A 20,676-nucleotide genomic window follows, 5' to 3' on the forward strand; every position below is an offset into this window, starting at 1 on the left:
GTGCGTCGTTTTTTTTTGCCTGCCGATGTTAGCCCTTCATCAACTGCGCCAGCAGCTCGTAGGAATGAATCCGGTCGGCATGCTCGTACAGGTCGCAGGTAAAGATCAGCTCATCGGCACCGGTCTGCTCAACCAGCACGTCCAGTTTCGCGCGGATCTTCGCCGGGCTGCCGACCATTGCCAGGCCGAGGAAGCTGCCAACCGCGTCTTTTTCATGGGGCAGCCACAGGCCGTCCATGGTCTTGACCGGCGGACGTTGCACCAGGCTTTGCCCGCGCATCAGCGCGAGGATGCGCTGGTACACCGAGGTGGCCAGGTAATCGGCCTGCTCGTCGGTATCGGCGGCCACCAACGGGATGCCCAGCATCACGTAGGGCTTGTCCAATACGGCTGAAGGCTTGAAGTGATTGCGGTACACGCGAATAGCTTCATGCATCAGGCGTGGTGCGAAATGCGAGGCGAACGCGTAGGGCAAACCGCGCTCACCGGCCAATTGCGCGCTGAACAAACTGGAGCCGAGCAACCACACGGGCACGTTGGTTCCGGTGCCCGGCACGGCAATAACCCGTTGATCCGGCGTGCGAGGGCCCAGGTAAGCCATCAGCTCGGCCACATCATCAGGGAAGTCGTCGGCGCTGCCCGAGCGTTCGCGGCGCAGGGCGCGGGCGGTCATCTGATCAGAACCCGGCGCGCGGCCCAGGCCCAGGTCGATCCGGCCCGGATACAGGCTTTCCAGGGTGCCGAACTGCTCAGCGATCACCAACGGTGCATGGTTGGGCAGCATCACGCCGCCGGAGCCGACCCGGATGGTCGAGGTGCCACCGGCCAGGTAGCCGAGCAATACCGAGGTGGCAGAGCTGGCGATGCCATCCATGTTGTGGTGTTCGGCGACCCAGAAACGGTTGTAGCCAAACTTTTCCACGTGCTGGGCCAGGTCCAGGGAATTGCGCAACGACTGCGCCGGGCTGCCGTTGGCGCGCACGGGCACCAGGTCCAGGGTCGAGAATTTCACGTCGGACAGCGATTTCATAAGCCTGCTTCTCCAATAGGTGCGCAGGCTTATAGACGAACCAAAACCTGCCGCTTCATGTGCATGTTCTATGCAATGAGGGCATATACCCGAGATTCAATAGCAGGTGGGGAAATTTCCTACTGGAATGCTAGGTTTCTCCGACAAGATGAACTTTGCCAGAGCTTCTATCCTCAGAACCTTACTGAAGCAAAACCACCGTTCGAGGAGACCGCTATGAGTATCGTTAAAAAAGCATCCGCGCATTGGGAAGGTGATCTGAAGACAGGCCTGGGTTCCATTTCCACTGAAACCGGCGTACTGCGCGAAGCGCCCTACGGCTTCAAGGCCCGTTTCGAAGGCGGCAAGGGCACAAACCCTGAGGAACTGATTGGTGCGGCGCACGCCGGCTGCTTCTCCATGGCGTTTTCGATGATTCTGGGCGACGCCGGCCTCAAGGCTGACAGCATCGACACCCAGGCTGAAGTGACGCTGGACCAGGTCGACGGTGGCTTTGCGATTACTGCCGTGCATTTGGTGTTGAAAGCCAAGATCCCGGGCGCAAGCCAGGCGCAGTTCGACGAACTGAGCAAGAAGGCGAAGGAAGGCTGCCCGGTGTCCAAGGTGCTGAATGCCAAGATCAGCCTGGATGCCACGCTCGTCAGCTAATGCGGTCTGCGTAGCAACGTAGATCCAGTGTGGGAGTGGGTGTGTGTAAGAACCGCACTTGCCCGCGATAGGTACAGCTCGGTTTTGCAGTTGCACCGAGGCGCTGCCATCGCAGGCAAGCCAGTTCTCACACACGCCCACTCCCACATTTAGTTCTGCTTTAAATCAGAACTCGTGTTTCCCCTATGTGGTCCTATAGCCTATGCAGCTAGGTGCACACTCGTGCGCATGCATTCAGGGAGCTTCACACATGAAACGTTTTGCCTTGGCGATCATCTGCGGTGTTTTGGCCACTTCGGCCGTGGCCGCTCCAAAAGATTGTGAAGAGCTTAGAAAAGAGATCGAGGTCAAGATCCAGGCTAACGCCGTGCCGTCCTACACCTTGGAAATCGTCAGCAAGGAAGAAGCAGACAAGCATGACAGCGCCATGGTCGTCGGCAGCTGTGAAAACGGCACCAAAGCCATCGTTTATCAGAAAAACAACGACTGATCAGATGCAGTTCACGCTGCGTTCCTGCGCCAGCAACTGACGCGCTGAGTTATACAGCCGAATGTTGGGCGTGAAGGCCAGCGAGCGCCCTTCCAGCACATAGCGCTGGCCTGCCTGGAAATTGTCGTACTGCAGGGTCATGAAACAGGTGCGGTCGTGCGTCTGGTCCAGCCCGCCAAAGCCTGTACCCGTGTTCACTTCGAAATCAAAGCGCACCATCAGCTCGTGGCTGCCGGGTGGCACTTGGAAAAAACGCCCGTCATTCAGATTCTTGCCGTCCAGGCGCTGGGCCATCACCAGTTTGGCGCCGGGTGTCGGGGTGGCGAAGTCGACCCAGGCTTGGTGCGGATCCACCGGAGGAATCGGCGTAGAAGCACAGGCGCTGAGAAACAGGACGGTGACAGGTAACAGGAGCTGGCGCATGGCAGGCACTCAACGGTAGGAAGGAATTGAGCCCGGCGCCGATGGCAGCAGACTCCTCTTGAGTATAAACACGCTACGCCATGGAAAAATTCCGTGCAGGCAGGATAGGCTGGCGAGCAAATTACCCAGGAGCAGTCGGAGCATGTTGAGGCGTTTTCTTCCAGGGTTGATGGTGGTGCTGCTCAGCGGCTGCTCGAGTGTCAGTTATTACAGCCAGCTCGCCAGCGGCCAATGGCAATTGCTGCGGGCCCGTGAGCCGGTTGCCGCAGTGATTGCCGACCCTTCTCGCCCACAGGTATTGCGTGAGCACTTGGTGCAGTCGCAAAAAGCCCGCACGTTCGCCAGTGAGCACCTGCACTTGCCCGACAACCAGAGTTACAGGTTGTACGCGGACATTGGCCGGCCTTACGTAGTCTGGAATGTATTCGCTACGACGGAATTTTCCCTCTCCCCCGAAACCCATTGCTTCCCGATTGCCGGATGCGTCGCCTATCGCGGTTATTACAACCAGGGCGCGGCGCGCGGTGAGGCGGCGTTGCTGCAGCAACGAGGCATGGACGTGTCGATTGGTGGCGTCGAGGCCTATTCCACCTTGGGCTGGTTCAATGACCCGATCATGAATTCGATGATGAACTGGGGCGATGAGCGTCTGGCCACACTGATTTTTCATGAGCTGGCGCACCAGCGTTTTTATGTGAAGGACGACACCGAGTTCAACGAGTCATATGCCAACTTCGTCGAGCAGGAAGGCACGCGTCAATGGCGTGCGGCGCGGGGCTTGGCGCCTCTGAGCGATGCAGCGTTGCAGCAGCGTGATCAATTTATCCGATTGGTGCTGGATACCCGTAAACGCCTCGAAAAGCTCTACGCACAGCCCTTGGCAGTTGATGTGATGCGACAGGCCAAGGCGGCAGAATTCGAGCGTTTGCGCAGCGATTACCGGCAAATGCGCGATAGCCAGTGGGGAGGAGATAAACGTTACGACGTGTGGATCAACCAACCGATGAACAACGCGCGGTTGCTGCCGTTTGGGCTGTATGACCAATGGGTGCCGGCGTTTGCGGCGTTGTTTGCGCAGGAAGGCGGGGACTGGGTGAAGTTCTATGCAGCGGTGGAGAAGCTGGGTGGGTTGCCGGTGGAGCAGCGGAAGGCGGCGTTGCGGCAGTTGGTGGGCGGTGGCCACTAGGGCCTCTTCGCGAGCAAGCCCGCGCCCACATTCGACCGCATGCTCATGTTGAAACTCGGTCAGTGTGGGAGCGGGCTTGCTCGCGAAAGCGGTATCAAGCGCGCAGCAAAAACGCCTGATGCATCTCATCCAGCGTCTCAAAATGCCAAGTCGGCGCCTCAGCGCTCAACTCTTCAAAACTGCCAAACCCATACCCCACCGCCGCCGAGTCAAGCCCATTGCTGCGCGCGCCGATCAGGTCATGCTTGCGATCCCCGACCATCAACGTGGTCGCCGGGTCCAGGCGCTCTTCATTCATCAAATGCGCAATCAACTCAACTTTATTGGTGCGCGTGCCGTCCAGCTCGCTGCCGTAGATCACCTTGAAGTGCTTGGCAAAATCGAAGTGCCGGGCAATCTCGCGGGCGAATACCCAAGGCTTGGACGTGGCCACATACAGCTGGCGGCCCTGGCCATTGAGCGCTTCGAGCAGCGGCATCACGCCGTCGAACACGCGGTTTTCATACAGCCCGGTAACCTTGAAGCGCTCGCGATAGAAATTCACCGCCTCCCACGCCTTGGCCTCGTCAAAACCGTAGAACTGCATGAAGGCTTGCAGCAACGGCGGGCCGATGAAGTGTTCCAGCTGGGTCAGGTCCGGTTCGTCAATGCCGAGTTTGGCGAGGGCGTACTGGATCGAACGGGTGATGCCCTCACGCGGGTCGGTCAGGGTGCCATCCAGGTCGAACAGGACGGTTTGGTAACGCTGGGTCATTGATCAAATCCTTCAGCCAGGTGCAGGTCTTTGAGCTTCACGTAGTTCGCCGCGCTGTAGGTGAAAAAGGCGCGTTCCTTGTCAGTTAGTGCGCGGACTTGTTTTACCGGACTGCCCACGTACAAAAAACCGCTGTCGAGCTTCTTGCCCGGCGGCACCAGGCTGCCGGCGCCGATGATCACGTCGTCCTCCACTACGGCGCCGTCCATCACGATGCTGCCCATGCCGATCAGGATGCGGTTGCCCACCGTGCAGCCATGCAGCATGACCTTGTGGGCGATGGTTACGTCATCGCCGATCAGCAGCGGGAAGCCGTCCGGGTTGAATGGCCCGGCATGAGTGATGTGCAACACGCAGCCGTCCTGCACGCTGGTGCGCGCACCGATACGGATGCGGTGCATGTCGCCGCGAATCACCGTCAGCGGCCAAACCGAGCTGTCGGCGCCGATTTCGACATCGCCGATCACCACCGCCGAAATATCGACAAAAGCCCCGGCGCCCAGGGTTGGCGTGTGGTTCTGATAGGTGCGAAGGGTCACGATAGCCTCTCTCTCTTCTGCTGATAGCTGCGGTGGGTGTTGATTGTAATTAAGATGGCCCCATCTTTGTTCTTACATGTTTCTTCAGCCAAGGTGCCCACCGTGAGCGCGAACAACCCTCTTCTGCAGTCCTACGACCTGCCGCCGTTCTCGGCGATCCGTGCCGAGCACGTGCAACCGGCCATCGAACAGATCCTCGCCGACAACCGTGTTGCCATCGAAGGCATCCTGCAAAGCCAGGGTAAACATCCGACATGGGCTGGCCTGGTGCTGGCCATGGACGAATTGAATGACCGCCTGGGCGCCGCCTGGAGCCCGGTCAGCCACCTCAATGCCGTGTGCAACAGCGCTGAATTGCGCGAAGCCTACGAGGCTTGCCTGCCGGCGTTGAGCGCCTACTCCACCGAGATGGGCCAGAACCGCGCACTGTTCCAGGCCTTCGAAGCCTTGGCCAACAGCCCCGAGGCTGCCGATTTTGACGTGGCGCAAAAAACTATCCTTGAGCACTCGCTGCGCGACTTCCGCCTGTCGGGTATCGATTTGCCGCCTGAGCAGCAAAAGCGCTACGCCGAAGTGCAAAGCAAGCTGTCCGAGCTGGGCAGCAAATTTTCCAACCAGCTGTTGGATGCCACCCAGGCCTGGACCAAGCACGTCACCGATGAAGCCACCCTCGCCGGCCTGACCGACTCGGCCAAGGCGCAAATGGCCGCCGCCGCCCAGGCCAAAGGCCTCGATGGCTGGCTGATCACCCTGGAATTCCCCAGCTACTACGCGGTAATGACCTACGCCCACGACCGCGCCCTGCGCGAAGAGGTTTACGCGGCCTACTGCACCCGCGCGTCGGACCAAGGCCCGAATGCCGGTAAGAATGATAACGGCCCGGTGATGGAACAGATCCTCGACCTGCGTCAGGAGCTGGCCCAACTGCTGGGCTATGCGTCGTTCTCCGAGTTGAGCCTGGCGACCAAAATGGCCGAGTCCAGCGAGCAGGTGCTGAGCTTCCTGCGCGACCTGGCCAAGCGCAGCAAGCCGTTTGCCGCCCAGGACCTGCAACAGCTCAAGGCGTATGCCGCCGAACAAGGCTGTGCCGATCTGCAAAGCTGGGACAGTGGTTTCTACGGCGAAAAGCTCCGCGAGCAGCGCTATAGCGTGTCCCAGGAAGCCCTGCGCGCCTACTTCCCGATCGACAAAGTGTTGGGCGGCCTGTTTGCCATCGTTCAGCGCCTGTATGGCATCGAGATTGCCGAGCAAAAAGGTTTCGACACCTGGCACCCGGACGTTCGCCTGTTCGAAATCAAGGAAAATGGCCAGCACGTCGGCCGCTTTTTCTTCGACCTGTACGCCCGCGCCAACAAGCGAGGCGGCGCCTGGATGGACGGCGCGCGTGACCGTCGCCGCACGGTTGACGGCGTGCTGCAAAGCCCGGTGGCTAACCTGGTGTGCAACTTCACCCCGGCCGACAGCGGCAAGCCTGCCCTGCTGACCCACGATGAAGTGACCACGCTGTTCCACGAATTCGGCCACGGCCTGCATCACCTGCTGACCCGTGTCGAACACGCCGGTGTTTCCGGCATCAACGGCGTGGCCTGGGATGCGGTGGAATTGCCGAGCCAGTTCATGGAGAACTGGTGCTGGGAGCCGGAAGGCCTGGCGCTGATCTCCGGTCATTATGAAACCGGCGAGCCGCTGCCCCAGGACCTGCTGGAAAAAATGCTCGCGGCGAAGAACTTCCAGTCCGGCCTGATGATGGTGCGCCAGCTCGAATTCTCGCTGTTCGACTTCGAGCTGCATGCCACCCACGGCGATGGCCGCAGCGTTGCGCAGGTGCTTGAAGGCGTGCGCGATGAGGTCTCGGTCATGCGTCCACCGGCGTACAACCGCTTCCCTAACAGCTTCGCGCACATCTTTGCCGGCGGTTACGCGGCGGGTTACTACAGCTACAAGTGGGCGGAAGTACTGTCGGCGGATGCCTTCTCCAAGTTTGAAGAAGACGGCGTGCTGAACGCCGAGACCGGCCGCGCCTTCCGCGAAGCCATTCTGGCGCGCGGCGGTTCGCAGGCACCGATGGTGCTGTTCGTCGACTTCCGCGGACGTGCGCCGTCGATTGACGCACTCTTGCGCCACAGCGGCCTGAGTGAGGACGCGGCAGCATGAGCGAAGGGCCTGTGATTACCAAAAAGCAATTTATCGCCGGGGCGGTCTGCCCGGCGTGCAGTGAGCCAGACAAGTTGAAGATGTGGACCGAAGACAACGTGCCGCACCGCGAATGTGTGGCCTGCGGTTATACCGATACGTTGAATGACCAAGGTCTGTCGGTGCCCAAGGAGTTGGGCACGCGGGTGAATACATCGGCATTGAAAGCGCCGGACCCGAAGGTGCAGGCCGTGCAGTTTTTTCCCAATCCGAAGCTGAAAAAAGACTGACGCCCATCAGGGTGTCAGCACCAGTTCAGCGTCTTTTTTGGTGTCGACACGGCTGCTATTGGCCGTGTTGAGCCAACTGTTCATCGAGCACAGGGCAAACGCACTGGTGCTGCAATCGCCATTCGCCAAGGCCGTACGCAGCTTGTCGACATCGGCTTTCATCATGTAGCGAACACTGTCCCTGAAACCGTTGCTGGTACCAAAACCGCCCAGGGTCATTTCGTTCAGCGCATCTTCCTTGCTCCAGCCCTGGATCACTACGCGATACATCGCCGCCATCAGACCTGTGCGGTCCGAGCCGTGTTTGCAGTGCATCAGCACCGGGCCTTTGGTTTCTGCATCCTGGATGGCCCTTAATGCCGCGAGCACGTCCGAATCGTCGACGTGATTGGTGCGATAAGTCAGCTGCACCTGTTTGATATCAGATGTCTTCAGCCACGTCGCATCAGATTCCGGCAGAAAGTTGATCACCGTGGCGATCTTCAGATTTTCCAATACGGGAAGTGCATTGCTGTTGGGCAGCGCGCTGCGATAAAGCGTGGGCGTGATTTGGTGCAGATTGAACTGGTCGCCCACAGGCTGGGCCCACTCCGGTGAGCGTAGGGAGGAGGCGCCGTCAGCCCGGGCGTGCGCGGTGGCGAACAAGGCCAGGAACGCCATGCCGAGGGCAGGCAGCAATCGAGTCTCGAACATGTGCGTTGTAACCGAATAGGGAAATGGCTGATGGGCCAAAGATTCGCCTACGCGGGGTCAATGCGGCGTGAGGTACTCGTCAAAGAATCGTGAAGGCCGATCTGATCTGCTGTTTTTCTCGCTGAACGGATTCTTCTCAATTCTTGCCTGCTATCATTTGTAACTATTGTTTGCCACTGTGTTCTATCCTTTTGGATCCCATTTCCTGGCAAGCCTTCACGCTGCTCCCAGAAGCGGCTGATAAACCCGTGACCACATGATGAGGTGCACCCATGTCTGATCAAGATCAAGACAACCCCCGGCGTGATTTTTTGCGCAAATCCTTGACCTTGATCCCGGTGGTCACGGTTGCCAGCACCGGCTTTGGTGGTTCGATGCTGATGGCCACGCCGGAACCGGTGCAGGCTGCCGAGGCTAAACCGCCGGTCAGCGACAAAGCCTACGAACCCGGCTACTTCACCGCCGAAGAGTGGGCGTTTCTCAACGCCGCGGTCGCGCGTTTGATTCCCGCTGATGCCCAAGGCCCTGGCGCCCTGGAGGCCGGTGCGCCGGAATACATCGACCGCCAGATGAATACGCCTTACGCCGCGGGCGCGCTGTGGTTCATGCAGGGCCCGTTCAACGCCGATGCGGCCCCGGAGATGGGCTGGCAGAGCAAGCTGGTGCCCAAGGATATTTATCGCCTGGGCATTGCCGCGACGGATGCGTGGTCGAAGGCGTTCAACGGCAAGGCTTTTGCTGCGCAAGACAGCGCTACCCAAGACGATATGCTGCGCCGCCTTGAAGCAGGCGGCAGCGAAGTGACTGCGCACTTTGAGACAGTGCCGGCAAAGATGTTTTTCAACCTGCTGCTGCAAAACACCAAGGAAGGGTTCTTCTGCGACCCGATCCACGGCGGCAACAAAGGCATGGTTGGCTGGACCATGATCGGCTTCCCCGGCGCCCGCGCCGACTTTATGGACTGGGTTGAACGCAACGAGCAATACCCCTTCCCGGCTGTTTCCATTCGCGGCGAGAGGGCATAAACGTGGCGACCATCATGAAGAAAGTGGACGCGGTGATCGTGGGCTTCGGCTGGACCGGCGCGATCATGGCCAAGGAACTCACGGAAGCTGGCCTCAACGTGGTAGCGCTGGAGCGCGGCCCGATGCAGGACACCTACCCGGACGGCAACTATCCGCAGGTCATCGACGAATTGACCTACAGCGTGCGTAAAAAACTCTTCCAGGACATCTCCAAAGAAACGGTGACCATTCGCCATAGCGTGAATGACGTCGCCCTGCCCAACCGCCAGCTGGGTGCGTTTCTGCCGGGCAATGGCGTGGGCGGCGCGGGCCTGCACTGGTCGGGCGTGCACTTTCGTGTCGACCCTATCGAGTTGCGCATGCGCAGCCACTACGAAGAGCGCTACGGCAAAAACTTCATTCCCAAGGACATGACCATCCAGGACTTCGGCGTCAGCTACGAAGAGCTGGAACCGTTTTTCGACTACGCGGAAAAAGTCTTCGGCACCTCCGGCCAGGCCTGGACCGTAAAAGGTCAGGTGGTGGGCGAAGGCCGTGGTGGCAACCCGTATGCGCCGGATCGCTCCAACCCGTTCCCGTTGGAGTCGCAGAAAAACACCGTCTCCGCACAGCTGTTTCAGAAAGCGGCCGCCGAGGTTGGTTACAAACCCTACAACCTGCCGTCTGCCAATACGTCGGGGCCGTACACCAACCCCTACGGCGCACAGATGGGCCCGTGCAACTTCTGCGGTTTCTGCAGCGGCTACGTGTGCTACATGTACTCCAAGGCTTCGCCGAATGTGAACATCCTGCCGGCGCTGCGTCAGGTACCGAACTTTGAGCTGCGGGCCAATTCCCACGTGCTCAAGGTCAACCTCGACAGCACCAAGAGCAAGGCCACCGGCGTGACCTATATCGACGCCCAGGGGCGCGAATGCGAGCAGCCGGCTGACTTGGTGATCATCGGCTCTTTCCAGTTCAACAATGTGCGCCTCATGTTGCTCTCGGGTATCGGCAAACCCTACGACCCGATTACCAATGAGGGCGTGGTGGGCCGCAACTTCGCCTACCAGAACATGGGTACCATCAAAGCCTTCTTCGACAAGGACACCCACACCAATAACTTCATCGGTGCGGGCGGCAACGGCGTGGCCCTTGATGACTTCAACGCGGATAACTTCGACCACGGGCCACACGGTTTCGTCGGCGGTTCGCCGATGTGGGTCAACCAGGCGGGCAGCCGGCCGATTGCCGGTACGTCCAACCCACCCGGTACGCCGGCCTGGGGCAGTGCGTGGAAACGCGCCACCGCCGATTACTACACCCACCAGGTGTCGATGGACGCCCACGGCGCGCACCAATCCTACCGGGGCAACTACCTGGATCTGGACCCGGTGTACCGCGATGCCTACGGCCTCCCATTGCTGCGGATGACGTTTGACTGGCAGGAAAACGACATCAAGATGAACCGCTTCATGATGGAGAAAATGGGCAAGGTCGCCGAAGCGATGAACCCCAAGGCCATTGCTGTGCTCGGCAAAAAGGTCGGTGAGCACTTCAACACTGCCGCCTACCAGACCACTCACCTCAACGGTGGCGCGATCATGGGCACCGACCCGAAAACCAGTGCGTTGAACCGCTACCTGCAGAGCTGGGACGTACACAATGTGTTTGTCCCAGGCGCGTCAGCTTTCCCACAGGGCTTGGGCTACAACCCTACCGGCCTGGTGGCGGCACTGACGTATTGGTCGGCGCGGGCGATCCGCGAGCAGTACCTGAAAAACCCCGGCCCACTGGTTCAGGCATAAGGAGCGATGACCATGAAAGCACTTGTTATCGCCTCCCTGGCCCTCTTGAGCAGCTGTTCGGTAAGCGCCGCTGAAACCGACCTGGTCAAGCAGGGCGAATACCTGGCCCGCGCCGGTGACTGCGTGGCCTGCCACACCGCCAAGGGTGGCAAACCCTTTGCCGGCGGGCTGCCGATGGAAACTCCGATCGGCGTGATCTACTCCACCAACATCACCCCGGACAAGACCGGCCTGGGCGACTACAGCTTCGAAGATTTCGACAAGGCCGTGCGCCATGGCGTCGCCAAGAACGGTAGTACGCTTTACCCGGCGATGCCCTATCCGTCTTACGCGCGTGTCAGCGACAGCGACATGCAGGCGTTGTATGCCTACTTCATGAAGGGTGTGGAGCCGGTCGCCCAAGAGAACAAGGACAGCGATATTCCCTGGCCCTTGAGCATGCGCTGGCCGTTGGCGGCCTGGCGCTGGATGTTTGCGCCGGCCGTTGAGGAGCATCCGGCACAGCCGGCCGCCGATCCGGTGGTCAGCCGGGGCGCGTATCTGGTTGAAGGCTTGGGGCACTGCGGTGCCTGCCATACGCCGCGCGCCCTGACCATGCAGGAAAAAGCCCTCAGCGCCACTGACGGCAACGCCTTCCTGTCCGGCAGCGCGCCGTTGGAAGGCTGGATCGCGAAGAGCCTGCGTGGCGATCACAAGGACGGGCTCGGCAGCTGGAGCGAAGAGCAACTGGTGCAATTCCTCAAGACCGGCCGCAGTGATCGCAGTGCCGTGTTTGGCGGCATGAGCGATGTGGTGGTGCACAGCATGCAGTACATGTCGCAGGACGACCTGACCGCTATCGCCCGCTACCTCAAAAGCCTGCCGGCGGTGGATCCCAAGGATCAGCCGCATCAGTACGACAAACAGGTCGCCGAGGCGTTGTGGAAAGGTGACGACAGCAAGCCGGGCGCGTCGGTGTACATCGACAACTGCGCGGCGTGCCACCGTACCGATGGCCATGGCTATACGCGGGTGTTCCCGGCGCTGGCGGGTAACCCGGTGTTGCAGACAGCGGATGCCACGTCGCTGATCAACATTGTGTTGAACGGCGGTACCTTGCCGGCTACGCACACGGCGCCTTCGACGTTCACCATGCCGGCGTTTGCCTGGCGGTTGTCGGACCAGGAAGTGGCGGATGTAGTCAGTTTCGTCCGCGGCAGCTGGGGTAACAAAGGCGCGCCAGTAAAAGCCAGCGACGTGGCGGACCTGCGCAAGAGCGATATGCGCACCACCTCGGGCGATGACCTGGGGCAAGTGACGCAAAAGCACTGACCGCCAGACGGCACTGGTCATAACCATCACGCCCCTTTACTGTATATAAAAACAGTATTGGGGCGTTTTCATGTCTACACCTTTACCGCCCCGTGGCCGGGGCACGGCCACCAACCTGCACAATCGCTTTGCGCCTACCGTCAGTGTGGCCGAGGATGACGGCTGGTTTCAGGAAGTGCCGCCCACCCAAGGCACCGAAGTGCGCATCGAAACGGCCAAAAGCATCATCACCCGCAATAACTCGCCGGACCTGCCGTTCGATCGCTCGATCAACCCCTATCGCGGCTGCGAGCACGGTTGCATCTACTGCTACGCGCGGCCCAGTCACGCCTACTGGGACATGTCGCCGGGGCTGGATTTCGAAACCAAGCTGATCGCCAAGACCAATGCCGCCCAGGTGCTGGAGCAACAGCTGTCGAAGCCGGGGTATGTGTGCGCGCCGATCAATCTGGGCTCCAATACCGACCCTTACCAGCCCATCGAGCGCGAGTACACGATCACCCGGCAGACCCTCGAAGTGCTGCTGCGCTACCGCCACCCGGTGACCATCATCACCAAGGGCTCGCTGATTTTGCGTGACCTCGACCTGCTGACCGAGCTGGCCCGGCAGCGACTGGTGGCAGTCATGATCAGCCTCACGAGCCTGGACGATGAGCTCAAGCGCATTCTGGAACCGCGCACGGCGGCGCCCAAGGCGCGATTGCGGGCGATTCGGGTAATGCGTGAGGCCGGCATCCCGGTGGGCGTGTTGTGTTCACCGATGATTCCGATGATCAACGACAGCGAGCTCGAAAGTCTGCTGACCGAAGCCCACGCGGCGGGTGCCCAAAGTGCGGCCTACATGATGCTGCGCCTGCCGCTGGAGGTGGCGCCGCTGTTCGAGGAGTGGCTGGCGGCGCATTACCCGCAGCGGGCGGCCCATGTGATGAGCCTGGTGCGCCAGGTGCGCGGGGGTGAGGTGTATGACAGCCGCTTCGGTGTGCGCATGCGGGGTGAGGGGCCGTTCGCCGATCTGCTGGCGCAGCGCTTCAGCAAGGCGATCAACCGCCTGGGGCTTAATCGTCGGGAAGGGTTTAATCTGGATTGCACGGCGTTCTGCCCACCGGGCAGGCAGATGGCATTGTTGTAAACTGACGACGAAGAGCGCGATAGGTCTGTAGGAATAGTCGCGTTTTGATATCACTGAAACCCGCGATCTAGAGCGGTTCATTCAGTTTGAGTTAAGTTTCGACGGTTACCTTGTTCAGCGAGTGACGGGTGGGTCGAAACCGTGGTCTTCAGCGTTTTACAACTAATCCACTGGCCCAGCGTCGAAATGACCTGAACACTCTCTCTGCATTAATCAAGAGGATGAATCATGAGTGACAAGGATAAACAGCCGTTGGCTGCGTCGGCTTCAGCCCCTCAGGTGGCCGAATCCGCCGATGCAGCGCTAAAGCACATCGTTGACGGCTTTTTGCATTTCCATCACGACGTCTTCCCCCAGCAGGAAGAACTCTTCAAAAAACTCGCCACGGCCCAGAGCCCACGGGCGATGTTTATCACCTGTGCCGATTCGCGGATCGTGCCTGAGCTGATCACCCAAAGCTCCCCTGGCGACCTGTTCGTCACGCGTAACGTCGGCAACGTGGTGCCACCCTACGGACAGATGAACGGCGGCGTTTCCACGGCCATCGAGTACGCGGTTCTCGCCCTGGGCGTGCAGCACATTATCGTGTGCGGGCATTCCGACTGTGGCGCCATGCGCGCGGTACTCAACCCCCAGAGCCTGGAAAAAATGCCGACAGTCCGGGCTTGGCTGCGTCATGCCGAAGTCGCCAAGTCGATGGTTGAGGACAACTGCGACTGCGCCAATGAAGGCGAAAGCATGAAGGTGCTGACCGAAGAAAACGTCATCGCCCAGTTGCAGCATTTGCGCACCCACCCTTCCGTGGCCTCACGCATGGCCAATGGTCATTTGTTTATCCATGGCTGGATCTACAACATCGAGACCAGCGAAATTCGAGCCTACGATGCAGATCAGGCGGCATTTCGACCGCTGAGCGGCGACGGCCCCATCCCTTGCGCGACGCCTAAAGCGCGCTTCTAAAACACTTCCCTGCCGGGTAATGCGGTGGCTGCCATGGATGCAGCCAGGCATTGCCGCGCCCGGCGAATGCCTTGGGAGAGTCATTATGCGTGCTGCTCAATTGAAAGCTGTATTGCCTCGGGAGCTGCTCGCGTCCGTGGTTGTGTTTCTGGTCGCCCTGCCCTTGTGCATGGGCATCGCGATTGCGTCTGGCATGCCGCCGGCCAAAGGGCTGATCACCGGGATCATCGGTGGCCTGGTGGTGGGTTGGCTGGCTGGGTCGCCGCTGCAGGTCAGCGGGCCCGCCGCAGGTTTGGCAGTGTTGGTGTTCGAACTGGTGCGCCAGCACGGCATGATGATGCTCGGCCCTATTCTGTTGCTGGCGGGGTTCCTGCAATTGGTAGCCGGGCGATTGCGTCTGGGCTGCTGGTTCCGTGTCACGGCGCCGGCGGTGGTGTACGGCATGCTGGCGGGGATCGGCGTGCTGATTGTGCTCTCGCAGGTCCATGTGATGCTCGACGGCGCGCCGAAGCCTTCCGGGCTGGATAACCTGGCGGGCTTCCCGGCCGCCGTGGTTGAGGCGATGCCGACCCTGGGCGGTGGCCTTGGCTGGCAAGCGGGCTTGCTGGGGCTGTCGACGATGCTGGTGATGTACCTGTGGGATAAATTACGCCCGCAAAAACTGCGATTTGTGCCAGGCGCGTTGTTGGGCGTGGGCTTGGCGACGGTCACCAGCCTGGTACTGGCGTTGCAGGTCAAGCGTGTGGAAGTCCCGGAAAACCTTGCCGATGCCATTGACTGGCTACACCCCAGCGACTTGCTGAACCTGGCCGATCCGCAACTGTTGATCGCCGCGTTCGCCGTGGCCTTTATCGCCAGTGCCGAAACCCTGCTGTCGGCTGCTGCGGTTGACCGCATGCACAGCGGTCAGCGCTCCGATTTCGACAAGGAATTGTCCGCACAAGGTGTAGGCAACATGCTTTGTGGCCTGGTCGGCGCGCTGCCGATGACCGGCGTGATCGTGCGCAGCTCGGCCAACGTGCAGGCCGGTGCGACCACGCGCTTGTCGGCGATGTTCCACGGTGTATGGCTGCTGGGGTTCGTGCTGCTGCTGTCGAGCGTGCTGCAAAGCATCCCGGTGGCGAGCCTGGCGGGCGTGCTGGTGTACACCGGGATCAAGCTGGTGGACGTGAAAGCGTTTCGCGCCTTGGGCCGATACGGGCGGATGCCGATGTTCACCTATGCCGCGACGGCGCTGGCGATCATTTTTACCGATTTGCTGACCGGTGTACTGGTGGGCTTCGGGCTGACGTTGGTCAAGTTGGCCTTCAAGGCGTCGCGACTGAAAATCAGCCTGATCGACCTGCCCCAGGACGGTGAGATGGAGTTGCGCCTGACCGGTGCGGCGACTTTCCTTAAAGTGCCGGCACTGACCCAAGTGCTGTCGACGGTGCCTGCGGGGACCGCGTTGCACGTGCCGCTGAGCAACTTGAGTTACATCGACCATTCCTGCCTGGAATTACTCGAGGAATGGGGCCGGGCCAATGCGGCCAAGGGCTCACAACTGGTAATCGAGGCGCGCGGCCTGAAACGCAGGCTTGAAGGCCGGGTGCGCACGACCGTGGGGATAGGTTCGGCGCCCGTCTGAACACCACAAACCAATGTGGGAGCCGGGCTTGCCCGCGATTAAAGGCGTGTCAGTCAACCCATTAGCTGACTGATCCACCGCCATCGCGGGCAAGCCCGGCTCCCACAGTGATTGCTGTGCAGTCCGCACGTTTACGCCGGCTGATCCAACGCCAGCTCAACCCCCAACTGACGCGACAGGCACGGCCAGCGCTTCCACGCCGCTTCCGTGTTCGGGCTCTTGAGCGTCTCGCGGTAAGCCTCGACCGACTCCAGCGCAAAGCTGTCTTCGTTGAGCATTTCATCCACCGCCAAATGCACGGCTTCGTCCAACTGGTTGGCAAATGCTTCGCCGATCAGCTGATGAGCGATCAAGTTGGCCACGGTGGTGTCCGCCGGAATCAACGGCTGACCAAAGTGCTTGATGTACAGATCGTTGACTTCTTCTACCAGGCGATGGGCCAGGTAGGCCTCGTCCAGCAGGCCGTCGAGGCCTTCGTGGCCAGCAAGAATCGCGGGCGGTTGCAGGAAGAAATGCTCGGCGATTTTCAGTACCGGCTTGATCTGGCTTTCGATGCCAGCTTCGCGGGCCACGTCATTGGCGGCTTCCAGCAAGTCAGGGACAAGCTCGATGTAGGCGGTAACAAAACGGGTCATGACAATGTTGCGATCACCGTCAGCCAGGGAAATGGCCGAATGCAGGTGCGGCAATTGTTTTTCCAGTTGCTGGGCAAGCTGGCCAGTGCTGGCTTCGTGTTGATGGGCACGGGAAATCTGCTCGCGCAATGCGGCGGTGTTCATGAAAGCTCCAGTGAAACAGGCGTAGGAAAAGGGAAAGGACAAGGTAGCTCGTTTATACGAGGGCCTAAGACGCGTTTGTCATAATTATTTCATGGTTATGCGCATGCGTTATATCGAATCGCCATCGTTCGTCGGATAAACGTTTGCGCCCCCGTATTTATTGGGCCCGCCCGTCTGTTTGTGCTCATTTGCCCCTACACATTGCGGGGTTGCCCCGGCTGTCTATACTCGATTTTGTACGCAATTAGCTGATGACGCCCAACTGCATGAAGCAGGCAAGGCTTGGCGGTTGTAAGCAGTATGGAAGCCGCTCCCTTCGCCGCAGGTGCAAACCGGCGGGATAACAAGAAACATAAAGGGGAACCCGCAATGACGCGACATCCACACGTTTGGATGGGCCTACTGTTGTGGTCGGTATTCGGCCAGGCGCACGCCGCCTGGACAACGAATATGGCGCCAGGGGCTACTGAAGTCAGTCACGCCGTGTTTGACCTGCACATGACCATCTTCTGGATTTGTGTGGTGATCGGCATTGTCGTGTTTGGCGCGATGTTCTGGTCGATGATCCTGCACCGCCGGTCCACGGGCCAGGTGGCTGCCAAATTTCACGAGAGCACGACCGTGGAAATCCTCTGGACCGTGGTGCCCCTGCTGATCCTGGTAGCGATGGCCATTCCGGCGACCAAGACCCTGATCAACATCTACGACAGCACCGAGTCGGATATCGATATCCAGGTCACCGGTTACCAGTGGAAGTGGCATTACAAATACCTGGGCCAGGACGTGGAATTCTTCAGCAACCTGGCCACGCCCGCCGAGCAAATCCATAACCAGGCCACAAAGGGCGAGCACTATCTGCTCGAAGTCGATCAGCCGCTGGTGCTGCCGGTGGGCGCCAAAGTGCGCTTTCTGGTGACTGCCGCCGACGTGATCCATTCGTGGTGGGTGCCGGCCTTTGCGGTCAAGCGCGACGCCATTCCCGGCTTCGTCAACGAGGCCTGGACGCGCATCGAGAAGCCCGGCATCTACCGTGGCCAGTGCGCAGAATTGTGCGGTAAGGACCACGGCTTCATGCCGATTGTGGTCGATGTCAAATCCCAGGCCGACTATGACACTTGGCTCGGCGAGCGCAAGGCAGAAGCGGCCAAGCTTAAAGAGCTGACCTCCAAAGAATGGACGCTCGAAGAGCTGGTGGCGCGTGGCGACAAGGTCTACCACACCACCTGCGTGGCCTGTCACCAGGCTGAGGGCCAAGGCCTGCCGCCGATGTTCCCGGCGCTCAAAGGTTCGCCGATCGCCACCGGGCCTAAGGAAGATCACCTGCACCGCGTGTATTTCGGCAAGCCCGGCACCGCCATGGCCGCCTTCGGCAAACAGCTGTCGGAAGTGGACATCGCCGCCGTGGTGACCTACGAACGCAACGCCTGGGGCAACAACAAAGGCGACATGGTCACGCCCAAAGACGTGCTGGCTTTGAAACAGGCGGAAAGCAAATGACGGCCTCAACTGCGTATGCCCTGAACCGCACAGCCCATTCCTTTGCAGGAGAACGGCCATGAGCACTGTGATCGATGACCATGGTCACGCCGACCATGCCCATGGCCCCGCCAAAGGCCTGATGCGCTGGGTGCTGACCACCAACCACAAAGACATCGGCACGATGTACCTGTGGTTCGCCTTCACCATGTTCCTGCTTGGCGGCTCGTTCGCCATGGTGATCCGCGCCGAGCTGTTCCAGCCCGGCCTGCAGATCGTGCAGCCGGCGTTCTTCAATCAGATGACCACCATGCACGGCCTGATCATGGTGTTTGGCGCGGTGATGCCTGCCTTCGTGGGCCTGGCCAACTGGATGATCCCGCTGATGATCGGCGCGCCGGACATGGCCCTGCCGCGCATGAACAACTTCAGTTTCTGGCTGCTGCCAGCGGCGTTTCTGCTGCTGGTTTCCACGTTGTTCACACCCGGCGGCGGGCCGAATTTCGGCTGGACCTTCTACGCCCCGCTGTCCACCACCTACGCGCCCGAAAGTGTGACGTTCTTTATCTTTGCAATTCACCTGATGGGCATCAGCTCGATCATGGGCGCGATCAACGTGGTCGCGACCATTCTCAACCTGCGCGCGCCGGGCATGACCCTGATGAAAATGCCACTGTTCGTGTGGACCTGGTTGATCACCGCGTTCCTGTTGATCGCGGTGATGCCGGTGCTGGCCGGCTGCGTGACCATGATGCTGATGGACATCCACTTCGGCACCAGCTTCTTCAGCGCCGCCGGTGGCGGTGACCCGGTGCTGTTCCAGCATGTGTTCTGGTTCTTCGGCCATCCCGAGGTGTACATCATGATCCTGCCGGCCTTCGGCGCCGTCAGCTCGATCATCCCGACCTTCTCGCGCAAGCCGCTGTTCGGCTACACCTCGATGGTCTACGCCACGGCGAGCATCGCGTTTCTGTCGTTCATTGTGTGGGCGCACCACATGTTCGTGGTGGGCATTCCGCTGGTGGGCGAGCTGTTCTTCATGTACGCCACGCTGCTGATCGCCGTACCGACGGGCGTGAAGGTGTTCAACTGGGTCAGCACCATGTGGCAAGGCTCGCTGACCTTCGAAACGCCGATGCTGTTCGCCGTGGCCTTCGTGATCCTGTTCACCATTGGCGGCTTTTCGGGGCTGATGCTGGCGATTGCTCCAGCGGACTTCCAGTACCACGACACCTACTTTGTGGTGGCGCATTTCCATTACGTACTGGTGCCTGGCGCGATCTTCGGCATCTTCGCTTCGGCCTACTACTGGCTGCCCAAGTGGACTGGGCACATGTACGACGAAACCCTGGGCAAGCTGCACTTCTGGCTGTCCTTCATCGGCATGAACATGGCGTTCTTCCCGATGCACTTCGTGGGGCTGGCCGGCATGCCGCGCCGGGTACCGGACTACAACCTGCAGTTTGCCGACTTCAACATGGTCTCCTCGATTGGTGCATTCATGTTTGGCGCCACGCAGATCTTCTTCTTGTTCATCGTCATCAAGTGCATCCGCGGCGGCCCGCCGGCGCCCGCCAAGCCGTGGGATGGTGCCGAAGGTTTGGAGTGGAGCATCCCCTCGCCCGCGCCGTATCACACGTTCACCACGCCGCCGGAGGTCAAGTGAATACCCGGTTCGCCATGCCGGTACAAATCCCCTGTGGGAGCGGGCTTGCTCGCGAAAGCGGTGTTTCAGTCGCCGCAAATGGGGCCTGGCCCACCGCATTCGCGAGCAAGCCCGCTCCCACGTTGACCGCGTTCGGTTCAGGTGATCGCCATGCTTGAGTCCATCCCCATCAAGCGCCTCGTCACCCGCCTGCTGATTCTGGTGGTGGCAATGTTCGCCTTCGGCTTCGCCCTGGTGCCGATTTACGACGTGATGTGCAAGGCGTTCGGCATCAACGGCAAGACCGCCGGGCAGTACGAAGGTGAGCAAATCGTCGACCCCACGCGCCAGGTGCGAGTGCAGTTTCTGTCGACCAATGCCATCGACATGGTCTGGGAGTTTCATTCCAAGGCTGACGAAGTGGTGGTCAACCCCGGCGCGGTCACCGAGATGCTGTTCGTCGCCTACAACCCCACCGACAAGGTCATGAAAGCCCAGGCAGTGCCGAGCATTTCCCCGGCCGAAGCGGCGATGTACTTCCACAAGACCGAGTGCTTTTGCTTCACCCAGCAAGTGCTGCAGCCCGGTCAGCGGATTGAAATGCCGGTGCGTTTTATCGTCGACCGCGACATGCCCAAGGATGTGAAGCATTTGACCCTGGCGTACACGCTGTTTGACATCACTGCGCGCCAACCGCCGGTGGCCGTCCATACCGGCGGCTAGCTACTGTTTGCCCCCTCAATCAGGAGAG

20 protein-coding genes are annotated in these 20,676 nt (G+C 60.2%); 14 read left to right on the top strand and 6 right to left on the bottom strand.

Going from position 1 to position 20,676, the window contains the following annotated elements:
- Positions 1-28 precede the first annotated feature (28 nt).
- A complete protein-coding gene (locus AC19YS_RS08620) occupies positions 29-1,030 on the bottom strand; it encodes an LLM class flavin-dependent oxidoreductase (protein ID WP_106576004.1) in 1,002 nt (333 codons plus the stop codon).
- A 216-nt stretch (positions 1,031-1,246) separates the two neighbouring features.
- On the opposite strand from AC19YS_RS08620, the gene AC19YS_RS08625 reads away from it, so the two are divergent.
- Together AC19YS_RS08625 and AC19YS_RS08630 are read left to right on the top strand one after the other, a co-directional pair.
- A complete protein-coding gene (locus AC19YS_RS08625; RefSeq protein ID WP_027608131.1) occupies positions 1,247-1,678 on the top strand; it encodes an OsmC family protein in 432 nt (143 codons plus the stop codon).
- Between the two features lie 250 nt (positions 1,679-1,928).
- Positions 1,929-2,168 carry a DUF1161 domain-containing protein gene (locus AC19YS_RS08630; protein WP_010207769.1) on the top strand — a complete coding sequence of 80 codons (240 nt, stop codon included), beginning with the start codon at positions 1,929-1,931 and terminating at the stop codon, positions 2,166-2,168.
- Here AC19YS_RS08630 and AC19YS_RS08635 read toward each other — a convergent pair whose 3' ends face one another.
- Positions 2,169-2,591 carry a PA0061/PA0062 family lipoprotein gene (locus AC19YS_RS08635; protein WP_106576005.1) on the bottom strand — a complete coding sequence of 141 codons (423 nt, stop codon included), beginning with the start codon at positions 2,589-2,591 and terminating at the stop codon, positions 2,169-2,171. It lies immediately after the preceding gene.
- 142 nt (positions 2,592-2,733) lie between these two features.
- Here AC19YS_RS08635 and AC19YS_RS08640 point away from each other — a divergent pair, with 142 nt between their 5' ends.
- The gene (locus tag AC19YS_RS08640) at positions 2,734-3,777 is read left to right on the top strand and encodes an aminopeptidase (RefSeq protein WP_448193331.1); all 1,044 of its coding nucleotides are present in this window, start codon (positions 2,734-2,736) and stop codon (positions 3,775-3,777) included.
- Positions 3,778-3,871: 94 nt separating this feature from the next.
- Here AC19YS_RS08640 and AC19YS_RS08645 read toward each other — a convergent pair whose 3' ends face one another.
- Both AC19YS_RS08645 and AC19YS_RS08650 read right to left on the bottom strand, forming a co-directional pair.
- Positions 3,872-4,531 (bottom strand): HAD family hydrolase, encoded by a 660-nt coding sequence (locus AC19YS_RS08645; protein WP_500601465.1) that lies wholly within the window; start codon positions 4,529-4,531, stop codon positions 3,872-3,874.
- Positions 4,528-5,070 carry a gamma carbonic anhydrase family protein gene (locus tag AC19YS_RS08650; protein WP_106576008.1) on the bottom strand — a complete coding sequence of 181 codons (543 nt, stop codon included), beginning with the start codon at positions 5,068-5,070 and terminating at the stop codon, positions 4,528-4,530. The genes AC19YS_RS08645 and AC19YS_RS08650 overlap by 4 nt, the downstream gene beginning before the upstream one ends.
- Positions 5,071-5,124: 54 nt before the next feature.
- Between AC19YS_RS08650 and prlC the strand changes: the two genes are divergently transcribed.
- Together prlC and AC19YS_RS08660 are read left to right on the top strand one after the other, a co-directional pair.
- On the top strand, positions 5,125-7,224 hold the full coding sequence (gene prlC, locus AC19YS_RS08655; RefSeq protein ID WP_500601467.1) for an oligopeptidase A: 2,100 nt from the start codon (positions 5,125-5,127) through the stop codon (positions 7,222-7,224).
- Entirely contained in the window at positions 7,221-7,493 is a 273-nt protein-coding gene (locus AC19YS_RS08660) for a YheV family putative zinc ribbon protein (RefSeq protein ID WP_065902760.1), read from the top strand. Before prlC ends, AC19YS_RS08660 begins: the two co-directional genes overlap by 4 nt.
- Positions 7,494-7,499: 6 nt before the next feature.
- On the opposite strand, the gene AC19YS_RS08665 is transcribed toward AC19YS_RS08660, so the two are convergent.
- Complete coding sequence (locus AC19YS_RS08665; protein ID WP_500601469.1) at positions 7,500-8,186, bottom strand: dual specificity protein phosphatase family protein; 687 nt, start codon at positions 8,184-8,186, stop codon at positions 7,500-7,502.
- 272 nt (positions 8,187-8,458) lie between these two features.
- On the opposite strand from AC19YS_RS08665, the gene AC19YS_RS08670 reads away from it, so the two are divergent.
- From AC19YS_RS08670 to AC19YS_RS08695, 6 genes are all read left to right on the top strand, one after another.
- Entirely contained in the window at positions 8,459-9,211 is a 753-nt protein-coding gene (locus AC19YS_RS08670) for a gluconate 2-dehydrogenase subunit 3 family protein (protein WP_200624175.1), read from the top strand.
- A gap of 2 nt (positions 9,212-9,213) precedes the next feature.
- Positions 9,214-10,998: a GMC family oxidoreductase gene (locus tag AC19YS_RS08675; protein ID WP_106576012.1), complete on the top strand. Its 1,785-nt coding sequence runs from the start codon at positions 9,214-9,216 to the stop codon at positions 10,996-10,998.
- A 12-nt stretch (positions 10,999-11,010) separates the two neighbouring features.
- Complete coding sequence (locus AC19YS_RS08680) at positions 11,011-12,309, top strand: cytochrome c (protein WP_106576013.1); 1,299 nt, start codon at positions 11,011-11,013, stop codon at positions 12,307-12,309.
- Positions 12,310-12,379: 70 nt separating this feature from the next.
- Positions 12,380-13,438 (top strand): PA0069 family radical SAM protein, encoded by a 1,059-nt coding sequence (locus tag AC19YS_RS08685; RefSeq protein ID WP_500601471.1) that lies wholly within the window; start codon positions 12,380-12,382, stop codon positions 13,436-13,438.
- A gap of 228 nt (positions 13,439-13,666) precedes the next feature.
- Complete coding sequence (locus tag AC19YS_RS08690; RefSeq protein WP_106576015.1) at positions 13,667-14,398, top strand: carbonic anhydrase; 732 nt, start codon at positions 13,667-13,669, stop codon at positions 14,396-14,398.
- Between the two features lie 85 nt (positions 14,399-14,483).
- Entirely contained in the window at positions 14,484-16,025 is a 1,542-nt protein-coding gene (locus AC19YS_RS08695; RefSeq protein WP_448193326.1) for a SulP family inorganic anion transporter, read from the top strand.
- A 131-nt stretch (positions 16,026-16,156) separates the two neighbouring features.
- On the opposite strand, the gene AC19YS_RS08700 is transcribed toward AC19YS_RS08695, so the two are convergent.
- On the bottom strand, positions 16,157-16,804 hold the full coding sequence (locus AC19YS_RS08700; RefSeq protein WP_106576017.1) for a hypothetical protein: 648 nt from the start codon (positions 16,802-16,804) through the stop codon (positions 16,157-16,159).
- A gap of 369 nt (positions 16,805-17,173) precedes the next feature.
- Between AC19YS_RS08700 and coxB the strand changes: the two genes are divergently transcribed.
- The 3 genes from coxB (at position 17,174) to AC19YS_RS08715 (ending at position 20,648) form a co-directional block, all read left to right on the top strand.
- Complete coding sequence (gene coxB, locus AC19YS_RS08705) at positions 17,174-18,301, top strand: cytochrome c oxidase subunit II (RefSeq protein ID WP_124416095.1); 1,128 nt, start codon at positions 17,174-17,176, stop codon at positions 18,299-18,301.
- Between the two features lie 58 nt (positions 18,302-18,359).
- Positions 18,360-19,946, top strand: coding sequence for a cytochrome c oxidase subunit I (ctaD, locus tag AC19YS_RS08710; RefSeq protein ID WP_106576019.1), 1,587 nt, complete (start codon positions 18,360-18,362; stop codon positions 19,944-19,946).
- Positions 19,947-20,096: 150 nt separating this feature from the next.
- Entirely contained in the window at positions 20,097-20,648 is a 552-nt protein-coding gene (locus AC19YS_RS08715) for a cytochrome c oxidase assembly protein (RefSeq protein ID WP_106576020.1), read from the top strand.
- Positions 20,649-20,676: the final 28 nt, after the last annotated feature.

The sequence above is a fragment of the Pseudomonas sp. MF08831 genome, assembly GCF_059862645.1.